This window comes from Micromonospora maris AB-18-032 (assembly GCF_000204155.1).
Taxonomy (GTDB): Bacteria; Actinomycetota; Actinomycetes; order Mycobacteriales; family Micromonosporaceae; genus Micromonospora; species Micromonospora gifhornensis.
This window is the reverse complement of the sequence record NC_015434.1, coordinates 5950910-5964383: the sequence shown is the minus strand read 5'-3', so window position 1 is coordinate 5964383 and position 13474 is coordinate 5950910. Positions and strand designations below refer to the sequence as shown.

The following is a 13474-nucleotide window of genomic DNA, read 5'->3' as shown; positions in this document are numbered from 1 at the left end:
CCAACATGACTGTCACTCAGGTAACTCTCAGTCATGAGACGGATGGTTGACGGGTACCGGGTTGTTGTACCGGTCGACGGATCCACGCATCCGTGCACCGAAGGAGTGATTCGTGCACCACAACGGTCTGAAGACCGCCGCGCTGCTCGGCCTGCTCACCTCGCTGATCCTGGCGGTGGGCTACTGGTTCGGCGGCAGTGGCGGCCTGGTCATCGCCGTCGTCATCTCGCTGGTGATGAACGGCGTCACCTACTTCTACTCCGACAAGCTGGCGCTTCGCTCGATGCGGGCACAACCGGTCAGCGAGGCACAGTTCCCCGAGCTGTACCACATGGTGCGGGAGTTGGCGGCCGAGGCACGGCAGCCCATGCCCCGCCTCTACATCAGCCCGACCGCCCAGCCCAATGCGTTCGCCACGGGTCGTAACCCGCAGAACGCGGCGGTCTGCGTGACCCAGGGGATCGTCGAACTGCTCGACTACCGGGAGTTGCGGGGCGTCATCGGGCACGAGCTGTCCCACGTCTACAACCGGGACATCCTGATCTCCAGCGTGGCGGCCGGCCTTGCCGGCATCATCACCATGGTGGCCAACCTCGCCCTGTTCATCCCGCTCGGCGGCAACGACGAGGACGGCCCTAACCCGATCGTGCTGCTGCTCACCATCATCCTGGGCCCGATCGCGGCCAGCATCATCCAGCTGGCGATCAGCCGCAGCCGGGAGTTCCAGGCGGACGCCTCCGGCGCCGAACTCACCCGTGACCCGCTGGCCCTGGCCAGCGCGCTGCGGAAGATTCACATGGGTGCCCAGCGTCGGCCGCTGCCGGCCGAGGGGCAGCTCACCAGCACCGCGCACCTGATGATCGCCAACCCGTTCAAGGGGGGTGGAGTCGCGGCGCTGTTCGCCACCCACCCGCCGATGGAACAGCGCGTCGCCCGGCTGGAGCAGATGGCGCGCAACACGGGACCGGTCCGCTACCAGCGCTGACCAGCACCTATCCTTCGCCGCCCGCGCCGGGTCCACCGGTGCGGGCGGCACCCTGTTCGGTTGCGGGTCACCCGGGCAGCGTTAGGGTCTAAGCCGCTATCGCTCATTACACACGTGGAGGTTCGTCGGTGGCTGGTCTGCGCCGTTACCTGGGTGTCTGGCAGCTTCCGGGGGCACCGACGCTGCTGATCACCGGCATCATCGGGCGGCTCGGGATCGGCATGACCCCGCTGGCGCTGCTGCTCGTCATCGAGCAGGTCACCGGCCGCTACTCACTTGCCGCCCTCGCCGGCGGCTGCTACGCCCTCGCCGGTGCCGCGCTCAGCCCGGTGGCCGGGCGGATCGCCGACCGCATCGGCCCCACCCCGGTCCTGATCGGCACCGCGGTCGCCCACCCGTTGGCCCTGATCGGCCTGCTCTGGGCGGCCCGCTCCGAGCAGACACCCTTCGCCCTGGTCCTGGTGGCCGCCGCCCTGGCCGGCGCCTCCTACCCGCCGCTGACCGCCGCGATCCGCGGCGCGTGGAACGACCTGACAAGCGTCGCCTCCGGCCGGTACCACCTGCGCAACACCGCCCTGGCCGCCGAGACCACCCTCTTCGAAGTCGTCTTCGTGCTCGGCCCACTGCTGGTCGCCGGCTTTGTCGTGTTCGCCGACGCCGGGGCCGCCCTGATCGGCTCGGCGGTGGTGACCCTGGTCGGCACCGTGGCCGTGGCGCTCGGCCAGACCATGCGCGGCTGGCAGCGGCACGCAGGGGAGCACCACACCCGGGGCCTCGGCCCGCTGCGGGTCCCCGGATTCCCGGCCCTGCTGCTCTGCGTGGCCAGCCTCGGCATCGCCTTCGGCGCGGCCGGCGTGACGGTGCCCGCCTTCGCCACCCGCTACACCCCCGACGACCCGGACAGCCTGGCCGGCGTACTCCTGGCCGTCTGGGGCGTCGGCAGCGCCGTCGGTGGCTTCTGGTTCGGGATCCGCCGCCCGGCTCGCAACATGACCCGACAGTTCGCCTGGCTGCTCGCCGCCGTGGCGGGCAGCTTCGCCGTCTTCGCCGTGATGCCCACCCCCTTGGCGCTCGGCACCGCCCTGGTGGTCGGTGGGGCCACCATCGCGCCGGCCCTGACCCTGGAGAACACCCTGGTCGGGCGGATCTCGCCGACCGGCATGCTGAACGAGGCGTACACCTGGGTGGTCACCATGTCCGTCGGGGCGAGCGCCGCCGGTGGCGCGGTGGCCGGCCTGATCGTCGACCATGCAGGTGGGGTGCCCTGGGCGTTCCTGTTCGCCGGTGCGGCGGTCGCCGCCGGGGCCGCCATCGCCGCCCTGCCCGCCGGCCCCATCGCCCGCGCAGAAGCCGCCACCGTACGCGTCGAAACCCCCGCCCCGGTCTGACCGGGCCGCTGGTGGGTATCACCGAGGCATGTTCGCCTTCTTCTCGAACCGCCTCGGCTGCCTCGGCTCGCTCCTGGTCAGCGCCATCGGCACCATCGTGCTTCTGTTGATCTTCAACCGCTGACGGGTCGCGTGCCAGGATTCCTCACGTGAAGCTTGAGGATCTCGCGCGTCAGGTCAATGCCAGGGCTCGCCTCACCGGCGAATTCGTCCTGCGCTCCGGGCGGACGGCGAACGAGTACTTCGACAAGTACCAGTTCGAGGCGGACCCGGTCCTGCTGGATGCGCTCGCGGAGCAGATGGTCGCCCTGGTGCCCGCCGGCACCGAGGTGCTGGCCGGTCTGGAGATGGGAGGCATCGCCGTCGTGACGGCACTCGGTCGACACACCGGCCTGCCCTGCGCGTTCGTGCGGAAGACCGCAAAGCCGTACGGAACAGCTCGGCTGGCTGAGGGAGCAGAGGTGGCGGATCGGCAGGTGCTCGTCGTCGAGGACGTGGTGACCTCCGGTGGGCAGGTGGTGCTGTCGACCAGGGATCTGAGGAGCCTGGGAGCCCGGGTCGACGCCGCCGTCTGTGTGATCGACCGTCAGGAGGGCGGAAGCGAGGCACTGGCGGCCGAGGGCATCGCCCTTCGCGCCCTGCTCACGCGCGCCGACCTCGGGGCACACGGAGGGCACTGAGCCCGCCAGGCTGTCGAGATAGAAGACGCGTGACGGTCGCACGCCCTGGACTGTGGCCGGCCGGTCAGGGGAGAGGGTTTGCGATGTAGACGCCCTTGCCCTGTCTGCCGTCGATGAGCCCTTCGGCTTTAAGGATGAGCATTGCCGCGCGGATCACCGTGTTGCTGACCTTGTACTGGTCGCACAGGGAGGCGAACGACGGCAACTTGTCACCCGGCTTCAGTTGGCCGGAGCTGACCTGCTCGCGGATGTCCCGGGCGACCTGTAGGTACGCAGCTTCTGACATTGGTCGTGCTCCCAGCTTGGCGGCTGGTGCAAGCAGACCACGCGGTAGCCCCAACTTGCAACGCTATGTGCTGTCAGTTCTTGACCCTGCGTACATTGCGTCCTAAGTTGCTCGTAGGGCTATCCAGCTTGGCGGCCGGGTGGTCCCTGCCGTGGGTACTCCGTTCTGGAGCGAGTGCCCACGGCTTCCCTGGCATGTGTCGTTGGGAGGCGCGGTGACCAGAGGTGACCCGGTGCCGATCGGTCGGCGGGTGGCGTACCTGCGGGTTCGGCGGAGGCTGTCGCAGCAGACGTTCGCGGACAGGCTGGGCAAGTCGAAGAGCTGGGTGGACAAGGTCGAGCGTGGCGTCCGCTCGCTGGAACGGGTGTCGACCATCCGCGATATCGCCGCCGTCCTGCGCGTCGACGCCGCCACTCTGCTTGGACACGACGAGCAGCCCGCCGAACTGGTCGACCGCAACGAGGGCGTCGCCCGGATCAGGACGGCGCTGTCCGCGTACGAGATATCACCGGGCCGTCCCCCCGGTCGCCGGCCGCCGATGTCGCCGCAGCGACTGGACCAGGAGCTTGCGCACGCCTGGAGCACCTACCAGCACGCCCGGTACCCACACCTGATCGAGCTGCTGCCGACACTGCTGACCGAGGTCCACCGCGCTCCCGCGCAGGCACCGCAGGCGTGCCGGGCTGCGCTGGTGGAGGCGTACCGGATCACGGCGGCCCTGCTGGCCAAGCTGGGCGAGCGGAGCCTTGCCTGGCTGGCCGCGGACCGGGCGATGTCCGCCGCGACCGGCGACCAGCTGCTGGTGGCGTGCGCGGCGGTGCAACTCGGCCAGGCGCTGCCGGCCTCGTCGCGGGCCAGGTCGGTGATGCTCGCCGCCGCCTACCAGGCCGCACCACCCGACCTCGACGCCGGTACGCCCCAGGAGCTGTCGCTGTGCGGCACCCTGCTGCTGGAGGCGGCGATGATGGCGGCCAGATCAGGCGACGAGCGGGCGACGGCCGGGTTGCTGGACGAGGCGGCGGAAATGGCCGCCCGAGTGGGCGACGGGCAGGACCATCACCACACCGCTTTCGGACCGACCACCGTCGAACTGGCCCGGACAGCCGCCGCCATCGAGGCCGGCGACACCCGGCAAGCCGTCACCCGACACCAGAAAATCATCGGGTACGACGGCTGGCGCTGCCTACCTGTCGAACGTCGAGCCGCGCACCTGATCGACGCGGCACGCGCCTACCTGCACGCTGGCGCCCCCAGCGCGGCGGCCCGCGTCCTGCTGCAAGCCGACCACATCGCACCGGCCGAGGTACGCCACCGCCCAGCGGGCCGCGACACCGTCGCCCAGGTCGCCCGTGACCCGGAAGCCCCCACCACGATCACCCAACTCGCCCTCACCCTCGGCCTGCTCTGCCCCTGACCAGCTCAGCCGTAAGCCGAACGCCAGCTGTCAGGGGCAGCAGAGGGCGGCTGGCATCCGTGCCTAGCGGTAGTTGGTGAACTGGAGGGCGACGCCGAAGTCCTCCGCCTTGAGCAGCGTGATGACGGCCTGCAGGTCGTCCTTCTTCTTGCCTGTGACGCGCAGCTGGTCGCCCTGGATCTGCGCCTGCACGCCCTTCGGCCCCTCGTCGCGGATCTTCTTGCTGATCGCCTTGGCCTTCTCCTGGTCGATGCCCTGCACCACCTTGGCGTCGATCTTGAAGATCTTGCCCGACGAACGAGGATCCCCGGCGTCCAGCGACTTCAGCGAGATGTTCCGTTTGATCAACTTCTCCTTGAAGACCTCCAGCGCGGCCTGCACCCGCTCCTCGGTCTCCGCCTGGAGGCTGATCGCCTCCTCGCCCGACCAGGAGATCTCCGCACCCGTACCCCGGAAGTCGAACCGCGTCGCAAGCTCCTTCTCCGCCTGGCGAAGGGCGTTGTCGACCTCCTGGCGGTCAACCTTGCTGACGATGTCGAACGACGGGTTCGCTGCCATGCTCATACTCCTGCTGTTTGTGATCGTTTGCCCCTGGATGACCAGGGGTGCGACCCCCTGACGGTACCCGGTTGCGCCCAGGCCGGGAGGAGCCGCTATCCTTGCTTCCGCCGCCGCACCTCGGTGCGGAGGTGTGCCCTGGCGGGTTGCCCGAGCGGCCAATGGGAGCGGACTGTAAATCCGTCGCGAAAGCTACAGAGGTTCGAATCCTCTACCCGCCACCAGGGAGCGAAAGGCCCCTGACCTGCGAAAACGCAAGTCAGGGGCCTTCGTCGTCTCCTGCTGCTGTTGACCGTCGTTGTCCCTGGCGGCCTGACCGATCGGGCACGTAGCGGGCACGGCGGGGTGTCCCGGACATGATCTCGGAGGCGCGGCGGTGAAGGTCTTCATCAGCTGGTCAAAGGCACGGAGCAGACGGTTTGGGATGGCTTTGCGTGACTGGCTGCCTGAGATCATCCAACAGGTGCAACCATGGATATCGAGCGAGGACATCGACAAGGGGCAGCGCTGGGCTATTGAGGTCGGCGCCAAGCTGGGGGAGATGAGCCAAGGGCTCATCTGCGTGACGCCGGACAACCTTCGCGAGCCTTGGTTGAACTTCGAAGCAGGGGCGTTGGCGAAGTCAATCGACGACTCCCGAGTACGTCCGGTTCTGCTTGGAGTTCAGCCGTCCGAACTCACAGGACCGCTGGCCCTGTTCCAGGCAACCGTCGCCACCGACCGTGAGGACATGTTCCGCTTGGTTGCCTCGTTGAATGCCGCCTGCTCTGCCCCGCTTGACACTGGAAGACTTGAGCGGGCCTTCGAGCGGAACTGGGATGACTACCTGAGGAAGCTTTCCGCCGTCGAGGAGGCTGAACTCGGTCAGCCGGAGGTCTCCGCGAAGCGCTCACAGGAGGACATGATCGGGGAGATCCTGGAGCGACTGCGGGAGGTGCAGCGTTCAGTCGAGTCTGCTCGCAACGTTGAGGGTGAACTCCGGCCGCAGGAGATCCTGCTAGCAGACGGGACGCCGGTCAGGACCGGCATGCGTGTGTTCGTGCCGGGTTGGGGCATTGGTCGTGTAGCGCGTGCCATTTCTGTCGCCACCTTTGGCGCACCCAACGAGGGCATGCTGACGCTCTATCTCCACAACGGTGAAGTTCTGGAGAGAGTGCGAGCAAGTGATCTGCGGCGGCCGACTCCCGAGGAGCATGCTGTTGCCGGCACCATCCCTCTTCAAGATGTTGGTACGGCGAATGGCTAGAGGTGCGGATCTCCTCGTCGGGCAGTCGTAGACCGTCCAGCCGCCCGGGGAGGCTGGTAGCCCTTGTGGTGCCCGGCGAGGTGATCCGTGGCGGCATCTCTGAGGAGGGCCGGGGTTCGGGGCGGAGCCCCGAGGTCTTCAAGGTCTTGTCTTCCGTCAGCGTGGCCGGCCGGTCCGGCCGATGCCGGCCGGAGGTCGCCAGCAGGCCGGGGCCGGGCCGGCGCGGCCCGCTTGCGGGCCGCCTTGATCTGATAGAGGCCAATTCGGCAACGCTATTCGGCAACTGGTTGTCCTCCGTCGGCTGATGTGCGACACGCGTCCGCCAGGTGATCTGCGACAGTGGTCCGTTTCGGCACTCTGGGCCGGACGTCTCCGCGGGGCGTCGGGACTCGGGAGGCCGGGATTGGCGCTGGTTGTCTTGTCGGTTGTCGAGCAGCGGTTGGACGCGGTCCGTGCGGTGCTGGCCGGGTCGGATGTGATGGAGGTGGCTGCCGGCTTCGGGGTGCATCGGTCGACGGTGCATCGGTGGGTGGGCCGGTATCTGACTGAGCAGTGCGCGGACGGTCGGTCTCTGTGGGAGACAGGTCGGGATTAGCAGTTAGTCCGGGCTTGGGCTGACGCGTTAGTCGGAAGCGTCGTTCAGTAGCTCAGCGCTGTGGTGTCGCCGACGAGGCGGCGGGCTTCGGCCATGACGTCCGCGTCGAGGTCTGCGCTGGTTGTGCTGGTGTACGGGTGCCCGTTGTAGACCGAGTCGACGTAGTCGTAGGCGTTGTCGAGGGCGATCAGGTCGGCTGCCAGTGGAGTGCCGTCCCAGGTGACGAATCGGTACGCCCAGGATGTCAGATCGCGGGGCGCGATGGTCTGTGTGAGCAGTCGGCGGGCCATGACGCGGAGTGCCGCCTCTTCGCCCTCTCGGCTGCCCGCCGGGTAGTAGTTCAGCGAGAGTTCCGCGAGGGCGCCTTCGAGCCAGCGCCGCAGCTCGTCGCTTTCGTTGCCTCTCGTCGGCGAGATGCCCGCGATGATCCGAAGGGTCGGACTGTCGATACCGACAACGAGGCAGTCGCAGGCAGTGTCGATCACGTCGGCCGCCGTGCTCGGGTTCACGCTCCACAGGGCGGCGGCGTCCTGGAGGCGAGCGAGGGCATCGTGCACTCGTACAGGATCTGCCAGCAAGTTCCTGACGTCACTGGCATATCCACTCGTAGGTTCCTCGTCCGGTAGTTGTGGCGGTTCAGGCCGTCGTGCTCATCGCGTAGTTCCGGCCATCGGTCTGTTGGTGGCGACCATGGTCGGTGGCGTGCGTGATCCGACACTTCACTGCGGCGGCGGGCTCCGAGCGGCGGGCGAGGGGTCCTTGCTGGGCATCGGCAGGTTTCGCGGCCGTCTCGGGGGCGTCGTCCTGGACTGACTGGCTGAATCATCCATTCATGGGGGTGACTGAATTGGTATGTCGCGCCTACTCTGGTCGTGGTGCGGGCGGCGGTCGGGGAGGCGGCCGTCGGGGGGCGTTGACTGGGTGCTTTCGGCGGTGTTATAGGACGCTGCCGGCCAGTGACGGCAGGGGTGGCGCGGTTGGTCCGCTAGACCCGCTAAGCCACCTAAGTGGTGTATGCGCGGATAGCGTGTTCTTCCGGCTAGCTGTCGTCCGGGTGGCCTTGACCTGGTCGGATGTGGTGCGGCGGTGCACGTGCAGCTGATGTCAAGCGGCAACCCGACCAACATCGGGTTTGCGAGCTTTCCACCGCCCCGCTGGCTGTGGCACCATCGGAGAGCCCCGTTACGCACATTCGTCACCCCGCCAGGAGCGCTCATGTCTGCTCACCGTCTGGGCCGGCTACTCGGCTCCCTTCTGCTCGTCTCCGGCCTGGTGGTCGCGGTCGGCGTCGCCAGCGAGTTCGAGGTCCGGACCCACGGCATCGAATGGATGATGCCGCTGTTGGGCACGCAGGTGCGCTGACGCGCGTCCCGTCCTGACTCGGGCTCTACACCTCCAGCACCCCACGTCGCGAGGAGAGCCATGACGCCGCCGAGGTCTGGCTCTTCTCGCGGACGTACCGAACGGGCCTGGTTGATCACGGCTCCGCTCGCGCTCTGTGCGGTCCTCTTCTCACTCCTGCTGGGCCTGACCGTTCGGCCCGCCCTGGGTGACTGGCTGCTCACGCTGCTGCTCACGGTGGCGATGATCATTGCCGCCATCCCCACCATCAACGTGGTGGTGCGTCGGCAGGCGCTCGGCACCACGTTCACCGAGATTCCGCTCGTCGTCGCGCTCTTTGTGCTGCCACCGCTGTCGGTGGTGCTGGCGTACACCGTGGCCACGCTCGTGGTGCAGGTGCGCCGCAAGCTGCTGCCGCCCAAGCTCTGGTTCAACGTGGCCCTCGCGGCGGCGGCGACCGCCCTGGCGACGATGGTCTACACGGTCCTGCCGACGCCGGCGGGTGCCGGACCCGCCACCTGGGGGTTGCTGCTCGCGGCGATCGGTACGCACGCCCTCGTCGGGTTCATCGCGGTGGTCGCGGTGATCTCCGTCGTGCAGGGCTGGCAGTCCGGCCGGGAGTTGATCCGGGCGGTTCCACCGATGTCGCTCACCGTGGCGATCAACCTCTCCGTCGGCATCCTGATCATCATCGGCCTGGAGAGCACGCCGTGGGCGGTTTTCCTCTTCGCCGGTCTCGCCGTGGCGTTCGCGCTCGTCTACGACACGTACACGCAGGTCATCCGGCAGCACCGCACGCTGACGGAGATGTACGAGCTGACCAAGGCGATCACCGAGAGCGGGTCGGACGGCAACCTCATCGACGCCCTGCTGGTCCGCATCCGCAGTCTCATGCAGGCCGAGTACGCGACGCTGTGGCTGCCCGCCCAGGGACGGCACCCGGAGGTGCTGCTCACCGCCCAGGAGGGCAAGCCCGGTCTGCTCGACTCGGCGCTCACCCCGCAGGCGCTGCGGGACGCGGCAGTGACCCGCCAGTCGACGGTGGCGGTCGGCAGCCGGTTCGGCGCCGACCCGGAGTTGCGGGAGTCGTTGGGGCGGGTGGCCAAGGACGTGATCGTGGTGCCGCTGCGGTCGGGCAAGGCGGTCATCGGCACCCTGGAGGTGGCGAACCGCCTCGGCGACGTCAACTCCTTCCGCCCGGCGGACGTGCCGGTCCTGCAGACGGTGAGCGCCCACGCCGCGGTCGCACTGGAGAACTCCCGGCTGGTCGACCGGTTGCGCCACGACGCGTACCACGACGGGCTCACCAAGCTGCCCAACCGGCGTCGGATCCTCGGCGCGCTCGCCGAAGCGGTCCGGATCCGGGCCCCCGGCGAGGTCGTCGCGCTGCTGCTCTTCGACGTGGATCGGCTGCGCCAGGTCAACGAGTCGCTGGGGCATGCCGCCGGCGACAAGGTGCTGACCGAGGTCGCCAACCGGCTGCGCGGCTGCGTGCCGTCGGCCGCCCTGGTCGGTCGTGCCGGTGGCGACGAGTTCCTGGTGACCCTGCGACTGGAGAGCGCCGAAGCGGCGGTGGAGTTGGCCGGCCAGCTTCGCGAGCAGATTCGCGACGAGATGGTCTTCGACGCGCTCACCCTCGACGTGGACACCGCCGTCGGGGTCGTCGTACACCCGGATCATGGCAGTGACCCGGCGACCCTGCTGCAACGGGTCGACGTGGCGGCGACCGCCGCGAAGTCGGTGCCGGGCAGTGTGCAGCTGTACAACCCGGCGCTGGAGTCGCGTTCGCTGCGCCGCCTCGGGCTCGCCGGTGACCTGCGCAGCGCCCTCGACAACGGCGAGCTGGAGATCTACTACCAGCCCAAGGTGACGCTGCGGGACCGCCGACTCGTCGGGGTCGAGTGCCTGGCCCGCTGGGAGCATCCGACGCACGGCACGGTCGCACCGGCGGACTTCGTCGCGGTCGCCGAGCACACCGGCCAGCTCGGTCGGCTCACCGAGTTCGTGCTCCGGGAGGGGCTGCGGCACAGCCGCGACTGGGCGCACGGCGGCCAGTCGCTCGCCGTCGCGGTCAATCTGTCCGCGCGTACGCTCAACGACGAACACTTCCCCGAGCAGGTCCGCGAACTCCTGGCGGAGTACGACGTTCCGCCGCAGTTGCTGACGCTGGAGATCGAGGAGGCCGGGGTCCTCGACGGCACCGACCGGCCGATCCCGAGCCTGCGTCGACTGCGTGATCTCGGCGTACGGCTGTCGGTGGACGACTTCGGCACCGGCAGCTCGTCGCTGGCCCACCTGCGCCGGCTGCCCGTGCACGAGGTGAAGGTGGACCGCTCCTTCGTGCAGGGCATGGCGACCGACCCGGGGGATCTGGCCATCGTCAACGCCGTGGTCACCCTCTCCCAGCAGTTCGGGCTGACCGTGGTGGCCGAAGGGGTGGAGAGCGAGCTGACCCTGGAGCTGCTCCAGGACATCGGCTGTGAGATCGGGCAGGGATTCCTGTTCAGCCGGCCGCTGCCGTACGAGCGGCTGGAGGCCTGGTTCGGTGCCCAGGTCGACTCCGAGTCGATCTCCAGCCGCGAGCTTCCGCGCCTACGCGCAGTGCCCTGAGCTGGGCGTACGCCGGCACCGGGGATCCGATTTCACCAGCAGGGGAGAGCCGTGTACTCTTACCTCTGCGCGGCCACCGAGTGATCGCGCAGGCCCCCTTAGCTCAGTCGGCAGAGCGTCTCCATGGTAAGGAGAAGGTCTACGGTTCGATTCCGTAAGGGGGCTCAGAGGGTCCGGCTGGGCCCACCACGGCGGTGTAGCTCAGATGGCAGAGCAAGCGGCTCATAATCGCTGTGTCGCCGGTTCAAGTCCGGCCACCGCTACTCTCCGCCGCCGGGGTGAACCCGGTGGTCAGTGGGACGGGCGCCACAGGCGCCCGCTTTGCGTGTCCGCCCCGGCGGCACGTAGGCTTTGACGCCGTAGTTGTATCCGTTAGCGAGGAAGGCACTCCGCCGTGGCGAAGGCGACCGATGTCCGGCCGAAGATCACTTTGGCGTGTGTGGAGTGCAAGGAGCGCAACTACATCACGCGCAAGAACCGCCGTAACGATCCGGACCGCATCGAGCTGAAGAAGTTCTGCCCCCGGGACGGTCGGCACACCGTTCACCGCGAGACGCGCTGAGCGTCGCCGGGCCTCGCCCGGCACCTTGTTGAAGCATCACGATCGCCGGTTCACGCGGCGGGCGCGGCTTTCCGCCGCCCCCAGACCGCGTGGATCGGCGATCTTGCTCTGCGTGTAGGTTCGGCGGCATGTCCCTGGACCAGTCCTTCGTCGGCCGGACCTATCCGCCGACCGCCCCCTATCAGGTGGGCCGCGAAAAGATTCGTGAGTTCGCGCGCGCGATCGGGGCCACCGATGCCGCCTACCACGACCCGGAAGCCGCCCGTGCGCTGGGCCACCCGGACGTGGTCGCGCCACCGACCTTCCCGATCGTGCTCACCATGGCTGCCAACCAGCAGATGATCGAAGACCCGGACCTCGCCATCGACTACACCCGGGTCGTCCACGGCGACCAGCGGTTCGCGTACACCCGTCCGGTGGTGGCCGGCGACGAGCTGGTCTGTGTCAACGCCATCGAGGAGATCACCGGCCGCGCAGGGCACGTCTTCGTGACCAGCCGGACCGAGGTCACCACGACCGCCGGCGAGCCGGTGGTCACCGCCTGGATGAAGCTCGTCGTACGCGGGGAGGCCTGAGATGGAACTGCCCACCCAGACGTTCCGGGTGACCCGGGCGGACCTGATCCGCTACGCGGGCGCCTCGGGCGACTTCAACACGATCCACTGGAGCGACCGGTTGGCCACCAAGGTCGGCCTGCCCGGGGTGATCGCCCACGGCATGTTCACCATGGCGCTGGTCGGTCGCGCGGTCACCACCTGGGCCGGCGCGCCCGACGCGGTCGTCGACTACGGGGTCCGGTTCACCCGGCCTGTGGTGGTTCCCGACGACGATTTCGGCACCGAGATCGTGGTGACCGCGGTGGTCCGCGAGGTGACCGAGGACGGTCTGACCAGGCTCGACATCACCGCCACCTGTCAGGGGGACAAGGTGCTGTCGATGGCGCGTGCCACCGTACGAACAGCGGGCTGACCTGCACCGAAGGGCGCGATGGCCAGACCGGTTGGGAAACTCGGGTCCGTACCCGTACACTGGTCCGCCGTGGGGCAAGTGACTCCTGCCTGGTCGTGTGACCGGGAGGGATGAGCGTTGCCGCATAGGGGTGTAGCTCAATTGGCAGAGCAGCGGTCTCCAAAACCGCAGGCTGCAGGTTCAAGTCCTGTCACCCCTGCGCCTCAGGCCTGACCGTTCCGTGGGTCGCGCCACCGAAAGGTGGCGTCCGGCCCGTGGTGGTGGCATCGGCGGGGAGGTTCCGAGGCATCGGGCCTTCCGGCTGATCCGCCGGCCGCGGCCCGTCCCGGGACGGTTGGGTCCGGCTGGCGTGACCAAACGCCGCGCACGCGAACCGCGTGCGACCCCGATATCCCGCGACGGAGGGCGAAGTGGCCGACAACAAGCGGCGCGGCGAGGACGCCGACGACGAGCGCCTGAACGACGAGGTCGTCAGTGACGGCGCCGACGACGACGCCACCGACGCGGACGAGCCGGTAACCCGGGGCGGCACCGCCACCCGGGAGCGAGCGAAGGCGGAATCCGCTGACAGCCGGTCGAAGACGCGTGCCGATGGCGAGAAGGTGGGCCTGTTCGGCCGCATCGCGCGTTTCATCCGCGAGGTCGTGGCGGAACTGCGTAAGGTCATCTGGCCGACCCGCAAGGAGTTGCTGACCTACACGGGCGTGGTGATCGCGTTCGTGTCGATGATGCTGGCGATCGTCGCCCTCCTTGACTTCGCTTTCGCGAAGGGCGTGCTGTGGGTCTTCGGCAACCCCAGCTGACCGGCTGACTGTGCCGATAGTGACGGAAGTGAGCGAG

General features: G+C 68.6%; 15 protein-coding genes and 4 tRNA genes. 16 read left to right on the top strand and 3 right to left on the bottom strand.

Annotation, left to right across the window (positions count from 1 at the left end):
• The first annotated feature begins 112 nt into the window (after window positions 1-112).
• From htpX to VAB18032_RS26375, 3 genes are all read left to right on the top strand, one after another.
• The gene (gene htpX / locus VAB18032_RS26385) at window positions 113-985 is read left to right on the top strand and encodes a zinc metalloprotease HtpX (RefSeq protein WP_013735982.1); all 873 of its coding nucleotides are present in this window, start codon (window positions 113-115) and stop codon (window positions 983-985) included.
• 128 nt (window positions 986-1113) lie between these two features.
• Window positions 1114-2373: an MFS transporter gene (locus tag VAB18032_RS26380; RefSeq protein ID WP_013735981.1), complete on the top strand. Its 1260-nt coding sequence runs from the start codon at window positions 1114-1116 to the stop codon at window positions 2371-2373.
• 149 nt (window positions 2374-2522) lie between these two features.
• A complete protein-coding gene (locus VAB18032_RS26375) occupies window positions 2523-3053 on the top strand; it encodes an orotate phosphoribosyltransferase (protein ID WP_013735979.1) in 531 nt (176 codons plus the stop codon).
• Between the two features lie 64 nt (window positions 3054-3117).
• Here VAB18032_RS26375 and VAB18032_RS26370 read toward each other — a convergent pair whose 3' ends face one another.
• Complete coding sequence (locus VAB18032_RS26370; RefSeq protein WP_013735978.1) at window positions 3118-3339, bottom strand: winged helix-turn-helix domain-containing protein; 222 nt, start codon at window positions 3337-3339, stop codon at window positions 3118-3120.
• A 214-nt stretch (window positions 3340-3553) separates the two neighbouring features.
• Between VAB18032_RS26370 and VAB18032_RS26365 the strand changes: the two genes are divergently transcribed.
• Window positions 3554-4753 (top strand): helix-turn-helix domain-containing protein, encoded by a 1200-nt coding sequence (locus tag VAB18032_RS26365; protein ID WP_043721971.1) that lies wholly within the window; start codon window positions 3554-3556, stop codon window positions 4751-4753.
• A gap of 63 nt (window positions 4754-4816) precedes the next feature.
• On the opposite strand, the gene VAB18032_RS26360 is transcribed toward VAB18032_RS26365, so the two are convergent.
• Window positions 4817-5311: a YajQ family cyclic di-GMP-binding protein gene (locus VAB18032_RS26360; RefSeq protein WP_013735976.1), complete on the bottom strand. Its 495-nt coding sequence runs from the start codon at window positions 5309-5311 to the stop codon at window positions 4817-4819.
• 140 nt (window positions 5312-5451) lie between these two features.
• Here VAB18032_RS26360 and VAB18032_RS26355 point away from each other — a divergent pair.
• The 3 genes from VAB18032_RS26355 (at window position 5452) to VAB18032_RS33595 (ending at window position 7152) form a co-directional block, all read left to right on the top strand.
• Window positions 5452-5535, top strand: a tRNA-Tyr gene (locus tag VAB18032_RS26355).
• Between the two features lie 152 nt (window positions 5536-5687).
• Window positions 5688-6557, top strand: coding sequence for a TIR domain-containing protein (locus VAB18032_RS26350; protein ID WP_148272340.1), 870 nt, complete (start codon window positions 5688-5690; stop codon window positions 6555-6557).
• Window positions 6558-6861: 304 nt separating this feature from the next.
• Complete coding sequence (locus VAB18032_RS33595; protein ID WP_415878007.1) at window positions 6862-7152, top strand: helix-turn-helix domain-containing protein; 291 nt, start codon at window positions 6862-6864, stop codon at window positions 7150-7152.
• Between the two features lie 44 nt (window positions 7153-7196).
• Here the strand turns inward: VAB18032_RS33595 and VAB18032_RS26340 are convergent, their stop codons facing one another.
• Window positions 7197-7709: a hypothetical protein gene (locus VAB18032_RS26340; protein WP_013735973.1), complete on the bottom strand. Its 513-nt coding sequence runs from the start codon at window positions 7707-7709 to the stop codon at window positions 7197-7199.
• A gap of 658 nt (window positions 7710-8367) precedes the next feature.
• On the opposite strand from VAB18032_RS26340, the gene VAB18032_RS32180 reads away from it, so the two are divergent.
• The 9 genes from VAB18032_RS32180 to secE all read left to right on the top strand — a co-directional run bounded on the left by VAB18032_RS32180 (window position 8368) and on the right by secE (window position 13437).
• Window positions 8368-8514 (top strand): hypothetical protein, encoded by a 147-nt coding sequence (locus VAB18032_RS32180; protein WP_013735972.1) that lies wholly within the window; start codon window positions 8368-8370, stop codon window positions 8512-8514.
• A 60-nt stretch (window positions 8515-8574) separates the two neighbouring features.
• Window positions 8575-11103 (top strand): putative bifunctional diguanylate cyclase/phosphodiesterase, encoded by a 2529-nt coding sequence (locus tag VAB18032_RS26335; RefSeq protein WP_043721968.1) that lies wholly within the window; start codon window positions 8575-8577, stop codon window positions 11101-11103.
• Window positions 11104-11195: 92 nt separating this feature from the next.
• A tRNA-Thr gene (locus VAB18032_RS26330) sits at window positions 11196-11268 on the top strand.
• 25 nt (window positions 11269-11293) lie between these two features.
• Window positions 11294-11366: transfer RNA gene (locus VAB18032_RS26325), tRNA-Met, on the top strand.
• A 131-nt stretch (window positions 11367-11497) separates the two neighbouring features.
• Window positions 11498-11665, top strand: a complete 168-nt coding sequence (gene rpmG, locus VAB18032_RS26320) for a 50S ribosomal protein L33 (RefSeq protein ID WP_007073056.1) — start codon at window positions 11498-11500, stop codon at window positions 11663-11665.
• Window positions 11666-11793: 128 nt separating this feature from the next.
• Entirely contained in the window at window positions 11794-12240 is a 447-nt protein-coding gene (locus VAB18032_RS26315) for a MaoC family dehydratase N-terminal domain-containing protein (protein WP_013735970.1), read from the top strand.
• Between the two features lies 1 nt (window position 12241).
• Window positions 12242-12634: a MaoC/PaaZ C-terminal domain-containing protein gene (locus VAB18032_RS26310; RefSeq protein WP_013735969.1), complete on the top strand. Its 393-nt coding sequence runs from the start codon at window positions 12242-12244 to the stop codon at window positions 12632-12634.
• 126 nt (window positions 12635-12760) lie between these two features.
• Window positions 12761-12833: transfer RNA gene (locus VAB18032_RS26305), tRNA-Trp, on the top strand.
• 211 nt (window positions 12834-13044) lie between these two features.
• Window positions 13045-13437 carry a preprotein translocase subunit SecE gene (gene secE, locus VAB18032_RS26300; protein WP_013735968.1) on the top strand — a complete coding sequence of 131 codons (393 nt, stop codon included), beginning with the start codon at window positions 13045-13047 and terminating at the stop codon, window positions 13435-13437.
• Window positions 13438-13474: the final 37 nt, after the last annotated feature.

Coding starts and splice junctions, on each gene's coding strand:
- VAB18032_RS26370 (WP_013735978.1), bottom strand. CDS start 3,339: ATGTCAGAAGCTGCGTACCTACAGGTCGCCCGGGACATCCGCGAGCAG.
- VAB18032_RS26360 (WP_013735976.1), bottom strand. CDS start 5,311: ATGGCAGCGAACCCGTCGTTCGACATCGTCAGCAAGGTTGACCGCCAG.
- VAB18032_RS33595 (WP_415878007.1), top strand. CDS start 6,862: ATGTGCGACACGCGTCCGCCAGGTGATCTGCGACAGTGGTCCGTTTCG.
- VAB18032_RS32180 (WP_013735972.1), top strand. CDS start 8,368: ATGTCTGCTCACCGTCTGGGCCGGCTACTCGGCTCCCTTCTGCTCGTC.
- VAB18032_RS26335 (WP_043721968.1), top strand. CDS start 8,575: ATGACGCCGCCGAGGTCTGGCTCTTCTCGCGGACGTACCGAACGGGCC.
- VAB18032_RS26315 (WP_013735970.1), top strand. CDS start 11,794: ATGTCCCTGGACCAGTCCTTCGTCGGCCGGACCTATCCGCCGACCGCC.
- VAB18032_RS26310 (WP_013735969.1), top strand. CDS start 12,242: ATGGAACTGCCCACCCAGACGTTCCGGGTGACCCGGGCGGACCTGATC.